13 protein-coding genes are annotated in these 14,138 nt (G+C 71.2%); 7 read left to right on the forward strand and 6 right to left on the reverse strand.

Going from position 1 to position 14,138, the window contains the following annotated elements; all coding sequences use genetic code 11:
* Nucleotides 1-27: 27 nt before the first annotated feature.
* A complete protein-coding gene (locus OG718_RS47830; protein WP_328847141.1) occupies nt 28-1,086 on the forward strand; it encodes an adenosine deaminase in 1,059 nt (352 codons plus the stop codon).
* 55 nt (nt 1,087-1,141) lie between these two features.
* On the opposite strand, the gene OG718_RS47835 is transcribed toward OG718_RS47830, so the two are convergent.
* Complete coding sequence (locus OG718_RS47835) at nt 1,142-2,638, reverse strand: carotenoid oxygenase family protein (protein ID WP_328847142.1); 1,497 nt, start codon at nt 2,636-2,638, stop codon at nt 1,142-1,144.
* Between the two features lie 68 nt (nt 2,639-2,706).
* On the reverse strand, nt 2,707-3,618 hold the full coding sequence (locus tag OG718_RS47840; protein WP_328847143.1) for a LysR family transcriptional regulator: 912 nt from the start codon (nt 3,616-3,618) through the stop codon (nt 2,707-2,709).
* A 112-nt stretch (nt 3,619-3,730) separates the two neighbouring features.
* Between OG718_RS47840 and mgrA the strand changes: the two genes are divergently transcribed.
* Nucleotides 3,731-4,735: an L-glyceraldehyde 3-phosphate reductase gene (mgrA, locus tag OG718_RS47845; protein WP_143633928.1), complete on the forward strand. Its 1,005-nt coding sequence runs from the start codon at nt 3,731-3,733 to the stop codon at nt 4,733-4,735.
* Between the two features lie 51 nt (nt 4,736-4,786).
* Here the strand turns inward: mgrA and OG718_RS47850 are convergent, their stop codons facing one another.
* Both OG718_RS47850 and OG718_RS47855 read right to left on the reverse strand, forming a co-directional pair.
* The gene (locus tag OG718_RS47850) at nt 4,787-5,074 is read right to left on the reverse strand and encodes a DUF1905 domain-containing protein (protein ID WP_143633929.1); all 288 of its coding nucleotides are present in this window, start codon (nt 5,072-5,074) and stop codon (nt 4,787-4,789) included.
* 92 nt (nt 5,075-5,166) lie between these two features.
* Complete coding sequence (locus OG718_RS47855; RefSeq protein WP_328847144.1) at nt 5,167-5,550, reverse strand: nuclear transport factor 2 family protein; 384 nt, start codon at nt 5,548-5,550, stop codon at nt 5,167-5,169.
* A gap of 425 nt (nt 5,551-5,975) precedes the next feature.
* On the opposite strand from OG718_RS47855, the gene OG718_RS47860 reads away from it, so the two are divergent.
* From OG718_RS47860 to OG718_RS47875, 4 genes are all read left to right on the forward strand, one after another.
* Nucleotides 5,976-6,386, forward strand: coding sequence for a hypothetical protein (locus OG718_RS47860; RefSeq protein WP_143633933.1), 411 nt, complete (start codon nt 5,976-5,978; stop codon nt 6,384-6,386).
* 87 nt (nt 6,387-6,473) lie between these two features.
* Nucleotides 6,474-8,810: an ABC transporter ATP-binding protein/permease gene (locus tag OG718_RS47865; protein WP_143633935.1), complete on the forward strand. Its 2,337-nt coding sequence runs from the start codon at nt 6,474-6,476 to the stop codon at nt 8,808-8,810.
* 19 nt (nt 8,811-8,829) lie between these two features.
* Nucleotides 8,830-9,600, forward strand: a complete 771-nt coding sequence (locus OG718_RS47870; RefSeq protein ID WP_328847145.1) for a hypothetical protein — start codon at nt 8,830-8,832, stop codon at nt 9,598-9,600.
* The gene (locus tag OG718_RS47875; RefSeq protein ID WP_328847146.1) at nt 9,600-10,601 is read left to right on the forward strand and encodes a serine/threonine-protein kinase; all 1,002 of its coding nucleotides are present in this window, start codon (nt 9,600-9,602) and stop codon (nt 10,599-10,601) included. Before OG718_RS47870 ends, OG718_RS47875 begins: the two co-directional genes overlap by 1 nt.
* An 82-nt stretch (nt 10,602-10,683) precedes the next feature.
* Here the strand turns inward: OG718_RS47875 and OG718_RS47880 are convergent, their stop codons facing one another.
* Both OG718_RS47880 and OG718_RS47885 read right to left on the reverse strand, forming a co-directional pair.
* Nucleotides 10,684-11,331, reverse strand: a complete 648-nt coding sequence (locus OG718_RS47880; protein WP_306941768.1) for a class I SAM-dependent methyltransferase — start codon at nt 11,329-11,331, stop codon at nt 10,684-10,686.
* A 30-nt stretch (nt 11,332-11,361) separates the two neighbouring features.
* Nucleotides 11,362-12,639 (reverse strand): streptophobe family protein, encoded by a 1,278-nt coding sequence (locus OG718_RS47885; protein WP_328847147.1) that lies wholly within the window; start codon nt 12,637-12,639, stop codon nt 11,362-11,364.
* Nucleotides 12,640-12,804: 165 nt separating this feature from the next.
* Between OG718_RS47885 and OG718_RS47890 the strand changes: the two genes are divergently transcribed.
* Nucleotides 12,805-14,124, forward strand: coding sequence for a DUF6777 domain-containing protein (locus OG718_RS47890; RefSeq protein ID WP_328847148.1), 1,320 nt, complete (start codon nt 12,805-12,807; stop codon nt 14,122-14,124).
* Nucleotides 14,125-14,138: the final 14 nt, after the last annotated feature.

Below are 14,138 nucleotides of genomic sequence, written 5' to 3' on the forward strand. Positions count from 1 at the left end.
ATCGACAACCTGCCGAGGAAACACCGCATGACCGCGTCCCGTATCGACACCATCCGCAGGCTCCCCAAGGCCGTCCTGCACGACCACCTCGACGGCGGCCTGCGCCCCACCACGCTCGTCGAACTCGCCGACGCGGTCGGCCACACGCTCCCCACCACCGACCCGGACGAGCTGGCCGCCTGGTACTACGAGGCGGCCAACTCCGGCGACCTGGTCCGCTACATAGCCACCTTCGAGCACACCCTCGCCGTGATGCAGACCCGCGAGGGCCTGCTGCGGACCGCCGAGGAGTACGTGCTGGACCTGGCCGAGGACGGTGTCGTCTACGGCGAGGTGCGCTACGCCCCCGAGCTGCTGGTCAACGGCGGGCTGGCCCTCTCCGAGGTCGTCGAGACCGTGCAGGAGGGCCTGGCCGCCGGTATGGCCAAGGCGGCGGCCCAGGGCACGCCGGTCCGCGTCGGCACGCTGCTGTGCGGGATGCGCATGTTCGACCGCGTCCGCGAGGCCGCCGACCTGGCCGTGGCCTTCCGGGACGCAGGCGTCGTCGGCTTCGACATCGCGGGCGCCGAGGACGGCTTCCCGCCCGCCGACCACCTCGCCGCCTTCGAGCACCTGCGCGTCGAGAACGTCCCGTTCACCATCCACGCCGGCGAGGCCCACGGCCTGCCCAGCATCCACCAGGCCCTCCAGGTCTGCGGCGCCCAGCGCATCGGCCACGGCGTCCGCATCACCGAGGACATCGTGGACGGCAAGCTCGGCCGTGTCGCGAGCTGGGTGCGCGACCGCCGCGTCGCCCTGGAGATGTGCCCCACCTCCAACCTCCAGACGGGCGCGGCCACTTCCATCGCCGACCACCCGATCACGCACCTGCGCGACCTGGGCTTCCGCGTCACCCTCAACACCGACAACCGGCTGGTCTCCGGCACGACCATGACCCGCGAGATGTCCCTGCTCGTCGACGAGGCGGGCTGGACCCTCGACGACTTGCGCACGGTCACGGTCAACGCCCTGAAGAGCGCGTTCATCCCGTTCGACGAGCGGGCCACCCTCATCCGGGACGTCGTCCTGCCGGGCTACGAGCTCTGAGCGCACCGAGGCCGGCCGGACCGCTCAGCGGCCGCGGCCGGCCTCTCACGTGCTCTCACGCGTCGGGCACCCAGCTCCCGTGGAAGCCCAGCGGCACCCGCCCCGGCAGATGGACCCGGGCCACCGGCTCACCCGTGAAGTCCTGGGCGGACAGGATCAGCAGATCGGCGGCGCCCCGGTCGGGGTTGTGGACGTACGCCAGCGTGTAGCCGTCGTCCTCGGCCGCCCTCGCGTCCGTCGGGTCCGAGGCCACGAACACCGCCTCGCCCACCGCCGCGTTCCGGGGCAGCCGGTGCACCTGCGAGGTGCCGCGCAGCAGGTCCTGCTTGACCAGCTCGCTGCTGAAGGCCCGGTCGGGCGGGTTCCCGTCGGCCGTCACATACGCCAGCGACATCTCGGCGGCGGCCGTCGTGTAGCCGTACCGGTGCCTGCGCGCGACCAACGCCTCGTTGACGCGCGGGAACTCCTGCGGCCTGTCGTCCAGGACCTTGGTGCGTACGCGGCCACGGTCGCGGTCGATGGTCCAGCGGTGCAGCCGGACGGTCCCGGCCCCGTAGGGCCCGCCGGAGCCACGCCCCGCGACGAGGAAGGGCGCCGGATAGGCCGTGAAGTCGACGACCACGGACGACCCCTCGTCGTACGCGTTGAGGGTGTGCGAGTAGTACGTCGGTTCCACCTCGAACCAGCGGACCCGCCCGCCGGAGCGCGGCATGATGCCGACCCGGGAGGGGTGCCGCTCGTTCCACACGTACGGCACCAGGTCGCCCCGCTCTGCGCCCGCCGGGTCGAAGGTGACCGGCATGTCGAAGATGACGACGTACTTCTCGGTGAGTGCGAAGTCGTGGATCATCGGGCTGTCCGAGACCGGGATCCTGGTGGTCCGGACGACCCGCCCCGCGGCGTTCACCACCAGGTGCCGGATGTGGTTCCAGGTCGGGTAGTACGTCATCGCGTGCAGCTCGCCCGACTCCGCGTCGAGCTTGGTGTGCGCCGTGAACGCGCCTTCCAGCGTGCCGCGGAAGTCGTACGTGCCCACCGTGTTGAGCTCGTAGTCGAGTTCGTACGGCAGAGGGCCGCTCTCCTGGAGGGCCAGGACCCGTCCGCGGTGCCCGATGACGTGGGTGTTGCACGGGAAGTCGTCCGGCGGCACCGGTCCCGGGTAGGGCTCGCCGAGCTTCTCGGCGACGCGGGAGGAGCGGACCCAGCGGTTGCGGTACCACTCGGCGCGGCCGTCCCGCAGCCGGACGCCGTGCACCATGCCGTCGCCCAGCATCCAGTGGTGCGCCCGCGGGTCCTCCAGGCCGAGGACGTTCGGCCCGTTCCTGAGGTAGCGGCCGTTCAGCTCGCGCGGGATCCGTCCGGTGACGGGGAGGCCGAAGGCGGTCAGTTCCTCGGTGACCGGGGCGAACGCCCCCTCCAGGAACGGGAAGTGGCGCCCCTTCGCGGTGGCGGGAGCACCCGCCGCGAGTCCTCCCGTCACCCCCACGAGTCCGCCCGCCGCCGCGATGGCCGCCGCCCCGCGCAGTACGTTCCGTCGGCTGTGCTCAGTCATCTCCGCACTCCCGTGCCGCAGTTGTCGTGATCGATGTGCACGAGTCTGCGGCGGGGGACCGGGCCAGGTCAGGAGTGTTGGAGCCCTTCATGGGGTGGTGCCAGACCCCCTGTTTCGAGCAGCGACATCAGGGCGCGGGCGGCCGGACTGGTCGCCTCCGGAGGCGGCAGCATCGCCACGGTCTCGTACGGCGTCTCGGTGTCGGCCTTGAGGGGGAGCGCGGGCAGGGCCCGTCGCTTGTGGGCGAAGTGGCGCGGTACGACGGCGATGCCGAGGCCCTCCTCGACGAGGTCGAGGAGGCTGTGCACGTCGTTGACCTCAAGGGCGACCGTGCGGTGCACGCCAGCCGCCGCGAAGGCCGCGTCGGTCGTGCGGCGCGGACCCCAGTCGGGGTGGAAGTCGACGAAGGACTCGCCGCCGAGTTCTTCCGGGGTGACGGGCCCTCCGGTCGACAGCCGGTGCGAGGGGTGGCAGAGCACGGTCATCGGCTCGCCGGTCAGGGGCAGACAGCGGAGCTGTTCCGTGTCGGCGCGGGTCGTCACGGCGAAGGCCAGGTCCAGGCGGCCGGCGGCGACGTCCTCGGCGAGCGCCCCCGAGCCGGCCTGCCGCAGCCGGATCTCCACGTCCGGATGCTGCCTGCGGAACGCGGCCAGCAACTGTGCGACCGGCACCCCGGCGATGCACTGCTCGGTGCCCAGCGAGAGCGTGCCGCGCAGCACGCCCTGTACGGCGGCCACGGCGTCCTGGGCAGCGCGGACCTGCGCGAGGATCCGCTCGGCCTCGGTCAGCAGGGCCCGGCCGGCCTCGGTGAGCGTGACGCGGCGGGTCGTGCGGACGAACAGCGGGGCCCGCAGCTCCCGCTCCAGTGCGCGGATCGATGCCGACAGACCGGACTGTGACACCATCAGGCGTTCCGCTGCCCGGGTGAAGTGCTGGTCCTCGGCGACAGCGACGAAGTGCTGCAGGTGGCGCAATTCCATGATTGAGAAGCGTATCCGCTGAATCCCATCCGATTCTCCTGTTGGACCGCTGTCCAGCGGGCAGGCGAGAGTGGACACCGGTCCACTCCGTACCGACCCCTCTGGAGACGCGTTGTACACCGCACACACCGACCGTTACGCGGACATGCCCTACCGGCGCACGGGACGCAGCGGCCTGAAACTCCCCGCGCTCTCCCTCGGCCTGTGGCACAACTTCGGCCCCGACCGGCCCGTGGACACCCAGCGCGCGATCCTGCGCCGGGCGTTCGACCTGGGCGTCAGCCACTTCGACCTGGCCAACAACTACGGGCCCCCGCCCGGCGCCGCCGAGTCGGCGCTCGGTGAGGCGCTCAAGGCGGACTTCGCCCCGTACCGCGACGAGCTGGTCATCTCCACCAAGGCCGGATACCTGATGTGGCCGGGCCCGTACGGCGAATGGGGCTCCCGCAAGTACCTGCTGTCCTCGCTCGACCAGAGCCTGGGCCGGATGGGCCTCGACTACGTCGACATCTTCTACTCCCACCGCCCCGACCCGGAGACTCCCCTGGAGGAGACGATGGGCGCGCTGCACTCGGCGGTGCAGCAGGGCAAGGCGCTGTACGTCGGTGTCTCCAACTACTCGCCGGAGCAGACCCGCGAGGCCGCCCGCATCCTGGGCGAGCTGGGCACCCCGCTCCTCATCCACCAGCCGCGCTACTCGATGCTCGACCGGCGCCCCGAGGAGCAGGGGCTCCTGGACACCCTCGACGAGCTGAAGGTGGGCTCCATCGCCTACTCGCCGCTGGAGCAGGGCCTGCTCACCGGCCGCTACCTCGACGGCATCCCGGAGGGCTCGCGGGCCGCGAGCGACAGCCCCTTCCTGAGCGCCGACACGGTGACCGACGACCTCGTCGGCCACCTGCGCGCCCTGGACGACATCGCCAAGACCCGCGGCCAGTCCCTGGCCCAGATGGCGCTGGCCTGGGTACTGCGCGGCGGCCGGGTCACCTCCGCCCTGATCGGCGCCAGCAGCCCGCAGCAGCTGGAGGACAGCGTGGCCGCCACGGGCAACCTGGACTTCTCGGACGACGAGCTCACCCGCATCGACGAGATCGTGCAGCGGGCAGCCAAGGCCTGAGTACCAGAGGTGTAGGTACCGGGTCCGGCCCCCGAGCCCTGAGCGAGGGGGTCAGTCCGTGACCCGTTGCTCCAGGCGCACGGTCACCGTGTCCCCGGCCTCCTTTCCGATCGCCTTGCGGACGTCGGCCTTCACGGGAAGCTTGTGGGTGCCGTCGCCGAGGGCCATGAACGAACTCCGGAAGGGATGGCCGTCGATCGTCCCGCGGACCTTGACCAGGCCGCGCGTGCCGAAGAATCCGACGGACTCCGGCCAGACGAGATAGGTCCAGCCGCCCTTCTCGGGGCTTTTCCGAAGTTCCGCGGTGAATTGCTGGTCCAATTCGATGCCCGTACTCATGATGTCCTCCGCTGTCCCGGTGGTCTTTCCTGCCTGGTGGTCTCTCCTGTATGAGACCGCCGGGCGCGGTAAAACTCATCGCGGCAGCCGTGTCACGCCCCGGCGGGCACCCGGTCCAGGAATCCGTGCACGCTCCGTATCCGCCCGTCGTCGCCCAGGGTGATCACGTCGAAGCCGGCGACCGGCGCCGAGCCGTCCGTGAGTGCGACCAGTTCCCAGCTGAAGCGGGCGAGGTCGTGGTGGCCGTCCACGGCACCGGTGAGCCGGAACTCGAACCCGGGGAACTGCTGGTGGGCCGCGGCGATCACGGCCGCGATCCCGTCGTGCCCGCGGACGTCGGCCAGCGGATCGGTGTACGTGCCGTCCGCGGTCCAGGCGGCGGTCACGGCCTTCGCCAGGGCCTCCTCCCCGCCCGCGTTCCAGGCCTCGAAGTAACGGGCGACGGCGGTTTCGTAGCGGTCCTGGTTCGCGGACATGGGAGATCAGCCTCCATCGAGGTCGTACGTGCTCGTACGTACTGGTCAGGGACCGGATCGGACGTTGTCGGGATCCGGTACCGCAACCATGCCGGGCGTCGTCGGACCCGTCGATTACCCCTCGGGTAATGCCCGCGGACACCTCTCCTGTGATGCCTCGGAGGGCCGTGATCTCCCCGGCCGTGTCATTTCGGCCAGTCACTGTCGTGAATATGCCAGGAGACTGGCTGGAATGGCATGGTGACAGTGTGTCAGGAGTGGCGATACTTGAATGCTAGGGCTATTCACAGCCCTCGGAACGGCTCGGGAATCGCCAGGGGATCACCCGGCGGACCGACCGAAGAACAGCGCCATCGTGCACCACCAGCGAGCCGCAGGAAAGAGAGGCCGGACCGGCAGCAAGCGGATGCAATGGGGGAGCGATCGTGCACGACGAATTCCTTTGCCATGTCACCGCGTACGGAGTGTGCGGAGGCATGTGGGTCGGTGTACCGCTCGGCACCTACCGGGCGCCCACTCTGGCGCTGGCCATGTGGTGGTTACGGGACCGGGCGTCATGGATGGCCGAACGCCTCGATCCGAACCCCGACGCCCCGTACTTCCCGCCGAACTCGATGATGCCCGTCTCGGCCACGGCCCCCGACGTGCCCGGCGTGCTGCGCGCGTGGTGCGGCGACATCTTTCAACAGGAGCTGGCCGCCGAGGAACTGGCCGCGGGGCATCTGGTCCGCATCGCCACGAGTGACGACACCACCGAGTACGAACTGCTCGCGGAGTCCGTCGACGCCCTGCGTATGCAGCGCACCCTCCCCTTCCTGTCCATGCCGGCCGCCTGATCCCCGATCCCGGCGGAACCGCTCGGGCACAGCCCCGCCGAACGGGCGCAGCAGGCGCACATCTGGACGAATAGCTAGAATTCAGGCATGGGAGAGCGTTCAGCGGCGCCCGAACTCGTCCTCGAAACCGAGACGGGGTCCACGGTGATGACCCCGAACCACGACTATCACGTCGGCCGTGACCCGCTGAGCGACATCGTCATCGATGACGCCCGGGTCTCCTGGCACCACGCGGTCCTGCGGCCCAATGCCGATCACTGGACCCTGTGGGACGAGAACAGCACGAACGGCACGTACGCCGACGGCCGCCGCGTCCACGAGTGGGACGTCGGCCCCGGCAGCGTCATCCGCTTCGGCAACCCCTCCGACGGCCCGTCCGCCGTGCTCGCCGACCGGCCCCCGCCCGCCCCCGAGCGCCCCTCCTCGGTCTCCCTGCCCGCCGCGACCGGCACCTTCCGGCAGCCCACGACGGTCCGCCCGCTGCCCGCCCGCATGGTCGGCATCGGCCGCGGCGACGACAACGACCTGGTCGTCGACGACCTGATCGTGTCCAGGCGCCACGCGGAGCTGCGCGCGCTGCCGGACGGGACGTACGAGATCGTCGACCTGGGCAGCCACAACGGAACGTTCCTCAACGGGCAGCCCGTCACCCGCGCCCGCATCGACGAGGGCGACATCGTAGGCATCGGCCACTCGGCGTTCTGCCTGGTCGGCGACCAACTTCAGGAATACGTCGACACGGGTGAGGTGTCGCTCGACGTGCAGGACCTGTCGGTCACCGTCGACAAGGGCCGCAAGACGCTCCTCGACCGGGTCTCCTTCCCCGTCGGCGAGAAGTGCCTGCTCGCCGTCGTCGGGCCCAGCGGCGCCGGAAAGTCCACGCTGCTCAACGCCCTGACCGGCCAGCGCCCCGCCGACCGGGGCACGGTCCTGTACGACGGCCGCGACCTGTACCGCGACTACGCCGAGCTGCGCCAGCGCATCGGCCTCGTACCTCAGGACGACATCCTGCACGCCCAGCTGACCGTACGACGTGCCCTCACCTATGCCGCCCAGCTGCGCTTCCCGCAGGACACCGCCAAGGACGAGCGCCGGGCCCGGGTCGACGAGGTCGTCCGGGAACTGGGCCTGGAACAGCGCGTCGGGCAGCCCATCCACAGCCTCTCCGGCGGCCAGCGCAAGCGCGTCAGTGTGGCCCTGGAACTGCTCACCAAGCCCTCGCTGCTCTTCCTCGACGAGCCGACCTCCGGCCTCGACCCCGGTATGGACCGCTCCGTGATGCACATGCTGCGCGGCCTCGCCGACGACGGGCGGACCGTCATCGTGGTCACCCACAGTGTCCTCAGCCTCGATGTCTGCGACCGGCTGCTCGTGCTCGCGCCCGGCGGCAAGGTCGCCTACTACGGGCCGCCCGACGAGACCCTCGCCTTCTTCGGCTACGAACAGTGGCCCGAGGCGTTCGAGGCCTTCGAGCGGGACCGCGAACGGGACTGGGCCGGCGACTACCTGACATCGCTCCAGCACCGGCAGTACATCGTCAACTCCACCGCCCAGCCGCACATGGGCCAGGCCGACCCGACACCGGGCACGGTTTCCCGACCGCCCAAGGCGCAGAGCTGGGGCTCCCAGCTGGGCACGCTCGTGCGCCGGTACGCGGCCGCGCTCAGCGCCGACCGGACGTTCCTCGCCATCATGATCGCCCTGCCGTTCGTCATGGGCGCCATGGCCCGGGCCCTGGCCGGCAGCAAGCTGACGCAGGAGACGGCGATGAACGCGCTGCTCATCCTCTGCGTCGGCGGAGTCCTCACCGGCGCGGCCAACGCCGTGCGCGAACTGGTCAAGGAACGGGTGATCTACCAGCGAGAACGGGCCGTCGGCCTGTCCAGATCGGCGTACCTGATGTCCAAGGTCGTCGTCCTCGGCACGATCACCGTCCTCCAGGCCGTCGTCCTGACCCTGGTGGCGCTGCTCGGCGTCGACCTGAACGCGCCGGGCGGCGAGGGCGTGCTCATGTCGCCCCTCGTCGAGATCACGGTCGCCGTCGCCCTGCTCTCCTTCACCGCGATGATGCTCGGCCTCCTCGTCTCCGCCATGGTGCGGAAGGAGGAGGTCACGATGCCCCTGCTCGTGCTCCTCGCCATCGTCCAGGTCGTGTTCTGCGGCGCACTGCTGAAGCTCGACGGCGTCCCCGGCATCGAGCAGCTGTCGTGGCTGGTGCCGTCCCGGTGGGCGCTCGGCGCCATGGCGGGCACCATCGGCCTGGCCCGGCTCGTCCCGGGCGACCTGACCGCCGACCCGCTGTTCAAGCACTCGGTGGGCGTGTGGCTGCTCAACATGGGCATGCTCGTCGTCCTCTCGGCCGTCTTCGGCTATCTGGTCGCCCGGCTGCTGAGGCGGCACGAACCCGAAGTCATGCGGAAGTAGCCCGCAGGAAGCAGGCGCGATGACGACGACCGAGGACTTCCGCCCCACCCACGTGGTCCCGCAGGACGGCCTGCCGGCGTGGGAGGCCCCGGACCCGACCCGGCCCACCGTGCCGTTCGACGCCCTCCTGCCGGTCCGGCTCGTCGAGCGGCGCGGTGACTGGGGGCACGTCCTGTGCGCCAACGGCTGGTCGGCGTGGGTCGACGGCCGCCTGCTGCTCGCCGTGCCGCAGGAGCCGCCCGCCGCCGGACAGCCCCTCGCCCGCACCGCCGACCCGCGCCCCCTGCTCGCCCGCGTCGAGGAGACGGTCGGCCGCTACCGGCAGACGGTCGAGGAACTGGCGGCCGGACGCCTCGACGGGGAGGAGTTCCACGGCCGTACGCAGGGCATGCGGGTCGGGATCGTCGTCGACGGGGAGGCCGTGTGGCTGTACGAGGCCGAGCACGAGCGGTGGGTGTACTGCGACGGCAACCGGCTGAGCACGTACGCGACACCGAAGCCGGTCGAGGACGGACCGGGGCCCCATGACGAGGCAGGCCCCGAACCGCCTGCCGCGGCCCGCCCCGAGCCGCCCGCTTCGGGAGATCCCGAGCCCACTCAGGTCGTGCCGGGTGACCCCGAGCCCACTCAGGTCGTGCCGGGCATCGGGCCGGAACCGACGAAGGTCGTGGGGAACACGGGGCCGGAACCAACACGGGTCGTGGGCGACACAGGTCCGGAACCGCCCGAGCCCGGGGAAGACCGCGGCCACGCCCCCACCCGGTTCGTCACGGGCGACGGTGACGGCTGATGCCGCACGACACGAGCCTGCACTCGGGGCGGCCCTCGGACCTGATCGGCAAGCAGATCGCCGGCTACCGGATCGAGCGCGAGGTCGGCCGCGGCGGCATGGCCGTCGTCTACCGCGCCAAGGACCTGCGCCTGGACCGCACGGTCGCCCTGAAACTGCTCGCCCCGGAACTGGCCCGCAACGACACCTTCCGCAAACGCTTCACGCACGAGTCGCGGGTGGCCGCCGCGATCGACCACCCGCACATCGTGCCGGTCTTCGAGGCGGGCGAGACCGACGGCGTCCTCTACATCGCCATGCGGTACGTCGCCGGTCGCGACCTGCGTCATCTCCTGGACCGCGAGGGCCCGTTGGCGATCGCGGACGCCACCCGCATCGCCATCCAGGTGGCGTCCGCTCTCGACGCCGCCCACGACCACGGCCTGGTCCACCGGGACGTGAAACCGGGCAACATCCTGGTCGCGGCGGGCACGGACAGCGACCATCCCGAGCACGTCTACCTCACCGACTTCGGCCTCACGAAGAAGTCGCTGTCGCTGACCGGGTTCACGACCGTCGGCCAGTTCGTCGGCACGCTCGACTATGTGGCGCCCGAGCAGATCTCCGGACGTCCTGTCGACGGCCGCTGTGACGTCTACAGCCTCGCCTGCGTGGTCCACGAGACCGTGACGGGCCGTCCGCCCTTCCAACGGGACGACGACATGGCGCTGTTGTGGGCCCACCAGTACGACCAGCCGCCGACGCTGACCTCGCAGCGGCCCGACCTCGCCGCGCCGGTCGACGAGGTCATGGCGAAGGCCCTGGCCAAGAGTCCCGACGACCGGTACGAGTCGTGTCTTTCCTTTGTCACCGCGTTGCGTGCGGCGGCTACGGGCGTGGTGGCCGCCGGTCATGCGCCCACGCAGGTGGATATGCATGTCGTGGACGGGCCTCGGCGTCCGGGGCCGCCGCCCGAGCCGCCGGGGTGGGCCCGGCCCGTGTTTCCAGGTTCGGCGGGGTGAGGGTCTGCTTGGACCGGTGGGTTCGTGCGGGTTGCAGCGAGCCGGTCGCGCAGTTCCCCGCGCCCCTGACGGGGCACCGATGTCAGACCTTGCTGAGCAGCAAGTGAGCCTGCGGGAAGTCGCGTGTGGCATCCGGCGGGGCTACTTGTCGTAGCCGGGCCGTCTCGGTGAAGCCCGTCTCGCTCAGCAGGGCGGCGACGCGGTCGGGGGACCAGTGGTAGGCGAGTGCCACCTTGTGGTCGAAGGACTCGGCGAGCTCCGAGGGGTCGTCGTGGGCCTGGAAGGCGAGCAGCAGGCGGCCGCCGGGTGCGAGGACTCGGTGGAACTCGGCGAATACCCTCGGCAGCTGCTCCGGTGGGGTGTGGATGATCGAGTAGCGGGCGAGGGCACCTCCGAGGCTGCCGTCCGCCAGGTCCAGGGCGGTCATCGAACCCACCTCGAAACGCAGCTCCGGATGGGCCGCCCGGGCGATCGCGATCATCTCCGGCGACAGGTCGACGCCGGACGCGTCCAGGCCGAACGAATGGAGTAAGGCGGTCACATGGCCTGGTCCGCAGCCGAGGTCGGCGACCGGACCGCCGCCGTCCGCCCGCACGAGCTCGGCGAACGCCATGAGCATGGCCCGGTCCAGTGGATGCTCCTCCAGACCGTTGGCGAAGGCCTCGGCATAGAGGGCGGCCATGGAGTCGTAGCCCGTTCGGGTGGTGCGCAGGAAGTCTGGTTCGATCATGGGTGCGTACCGTAGTACGCCCCACTGACATCAGGCCTTCGGGTTCTCCACCTTGCCGTGGTGGCGCACGCGCGAGGCGAGCAGTGCGCCCACGAAGCCCGTGACCAGCCCCCAGAGCAGGGCGAAGCCGATCGCTCCCCACAGCTGTGGCCGTAGGAAGAGTTCGCCGGACAGGCCGCCGCCGACGTCGCCGATACCGAGCAGCGACAAGCCGTAGTGCGCGTCGATACGGCCGATGAGGCAGACCGTGAGCACCGTCAGGGCGAGCGCCACCGCCATGTGCACGGCATGCTGCCAGGCCCTCGTCCGGGCCGGTGAGCGTTTGGCCATCAGGAACGCGACGGCCAGCAGCAGGACGGCGTCGACGACCACGAGCCACCACACCCTGCCGTCCTGTTCGGCGAGCGTGCGCAGGTTGAGGGTCGAGAGGTCGGGCGTCCGCAGCACGCTGTCCAGCACGCGCGGCATGGGCAGCCCGAAGGGCCCCTCGACGCGTCCCTCCCAGGACGCGCCGAGACCGATCGTGAAAGCCAGCCAGACGAGGTTCGGCAGCCCGAGGAGGACCACGGCGAGCGTCTCCGGAGCACGACCGCGTGTCACCGCCACCACCAGCGCGATGATCACGCCCAGGGCCACGAAGGCGAGCAGCAGCACGACCATGGCGTACGCGGCCGGCCGTACCGACTCCTGGAAGCGCAGCAGCCGGGGAGGGAGCGGGGCCCTGGGCGAGACGAGCAGCGCGATGACGAGGACGCCCGCCAGCCACAGCAGGCCGAAGGCCAGCGTCACCGGCACGTCCGCCTTGAAGCCGACCCGGGGCGAGGACGCCCCGAAGACGTCACCGATGTCGGAGAGTGTGCCCTCGCCGAGCGAGATCGCGAAGGTCTGGCGGGCCGACAACGCCAGGGCGGCCAGGGCGAGAAGCCACAGGACGGCGATCCGGCCGGCCCAGCCGGCCAGTTCGGGGGCACCGGCGACAGCCCGGTGCCGCAGTGGCCGGAGGAATCCGGCGGCGACGACCAGGACTCCGGTGAGGGTGACCGACAGGGGAGTGACCGCCAGCCCCGCCTTGGTCTCGGCGATCGCTCCGGCGTCCCCCGTCAGCTCGATCGAGCCGCCGACCGCCACCACCACGGTGGCCGCGACGACCCGGGGAAACGCGCCGTCCGGCAGGTCGGCGGCCCCGGCCGCCCACAGGCCGAGCGCCGCGACCACGATCATGGCGATCAGCCCGGCCAGGACCGTCACCAGGGCGTGGATCCAGCCGTGGCGGGCCACTGCCTGGTCAGGGGCTGTCTGGAGGCTCACCCTGCCCACGCTAAGCAGGCCTTCGGCGGCGCGCCCGCCGAGAGGGGCCGACCGCGTCGGCTTGCGAGCGGTACGGGACCGGAGCACACAATGGGCTCGTTGTGGAAGAAAGCGGCATGAAACATAAGAAGTGCCGCGGGATCCCTACGCCGGGAAGAAGAGCTCGTGAGCGTCGAACCGCCGTCGTCCGGCCGCCCCACAGGACCGCCCTCCGGCCCCTTGTCGGGGCCGACCCAGCCGAGTCCCACGCCACCTCCGGGTGACCACGGCCCCTCGGGGCCGTCGGGTCCTTCGGGCGGCGGATCGGGGGGCGGTCCTTCCGGTCCCTCAGGCCCGTCGGGCCCGTCCAGCGGCGGTCCAGGCGGTCCCGGAGGTCCGTCCGGTCCTGACGAGCCGGGTCAGGGCCACGGAAAGGGCCCCGACCGGGCCTGGTGGCGGTCGGCCCCACGCGTCGCCGTCATCGCCGCCACGATCGTCGTCGCCGTCACGCTGGTCGTCGTATTCACCCGTTCGGACGGCGGCACCTCGGGTGCGGGCGGCGGCGAGGTCTTCCTCCAGGCCGCGGGCAAGTCGGGTCCCGACCCGTTCACCGAGTCGACCGCGGAGGAGAGCTCCGCCCCGCCCGTGACGCCCTCGCCGACGGAGACCGCCGAGTCCGGCAACGTGACGCGGGGCGTGGAGGGTTCGGCGCCCGGCCTCTACGGCGGTACGCGCAAGGTGGCCAGCTGCGACGTCGAGAAGCAGATCTCCGCGCTCAAGCAGGCCCCGGCCAAGAACCAGGCGTTCGCCTCGGTCCTGGGCCTCCAGCCCTCCGGCGTGCCCGCGTATCTGCGCTCGCTCACCCCCGTACAGCTGCGGATGGACACCCGCGTCACCAACCACGGCTACCGCGACGGCAAGGCCACCAGCTACCAGGCGGTCCTGCAGGCCGGCACCGCCGTCCTCGTCGACGACCGCGGTGTGCCGCGGGTGCGGTGCGCGTGCGGCAACCCGCTGCTGCCGCCGGTCGCGCTGAAGTCCACGCCCAAGCGGACCGGTGACTCGTGGCCGTCGTACCGGGCGTCGAACGTCGTGGTCGTCGCGCCCGCGACCCAGGTCATCAACGTCTTCGTGATCTACGACCCCGACAGCGGCGACTGGTTCAAGCGGCACAAGGGCGACACCGGGGACAAGGACCAGAAGACGGACCCGCCGACGGACCGGCCCTCTCCGTCCGAGAGTTCGCTGTCGCCGAGTTCCGCCTCACCGTGCGTGTCCGTGCCTCCCGGTGAGACCGCGCCGCCCAACGGTTCGGCGAGCCCCTGCCCGGAGACGTCCTCGGCAACACCCTCTTCGCCGTCCCCGGAGACCGAGTCGCCCTCGTCCGAGCCCCCGTCGGCGGAGACCTCCGACTCGGCGCCCGACTCGGCATCGGCCGACATCACGACGGAGTCCGCCTCCGGCAACAGTGCCCCGGAGTCGGCCGTGACCTCCCCGGGGCTCTGAGAGCCGGTCCGCTC

Source organism: Streptomyces sp. NBC_00258, from assembly GCF_036182465.1.
Taxonomy (GTDB): Bacteria; Actinomycetota; Actinomycetes; order Streptomycetales; family Streptomycetaceae; genus Streptomyces.

Excerpts from the sequence above, each read along its gene's own strand:
- OG718_RS47830 (WP_328847141.1), top strand. The coding sequence starts at position 28 with ATGACCGCGTCCCGTATCGACACCATCCGCAGGCTCCCCAAGGCCGTC.
- OG718_RS47835 (WP_328847142.1), bottom strand. The coding sequence starts at position 2,638 with ATGACTGAGCACAGCCGACGGAACGTACTGCGCGGGGCGGCGGCCATC.
- OG718_RS47840 (WP_328847143.1), bottom strand. The coding sequence starts at position 3,618 with ATGGAATTGCGCCACCTGCAGCACTTCGTCGCTGTCGCCGAGGACCAG.
- OG718_RS47850 (WP_143633929.1), bottom strand. The coding sequence starts at position 5,074 with ATGAGTACGGGCATCGAATTGGACCAGCAATTCACCGCGGAACTTCGG.
- OG718_RS47855 (WP_328847144.1), bottom strand. The coding sequence starts at position 5,550 with ATGTCCGCGAACCAGGACCGCTACGAAACCGCCGTCGCCCGTTACTTC.
- OG718_RS47865 (WP_143633935.1), top strand. The coding sequence starts at position 6,474 with ATGGGAGAGCGTTCAGCGGCGCCCGAACTCGTCCTCGAAACCGAGACG.
- OG718_RS47870 (WP_328847145.1), top strand. The coding sequence starts at position 8,830 with ATGACGACGACCGAGGACTTCCGCCCCACCCACGTGGTCCCGCAGGAC.
- OG718_RS47875 (WP_328847146.1), top strand. The coding sequence starts at position 9,600 with ATGCCGCACGACACGAGCCTGCACTCGGGGCGGCCCTCGGACCTGATC.
- OG718_RS47880 (WP_306941768.1), bottom strand. The coding sequence starts at position 11,331 with ATGATCGAACCAGACTTCCTGCGCACCACCCGAACGGGCTACGACTCC.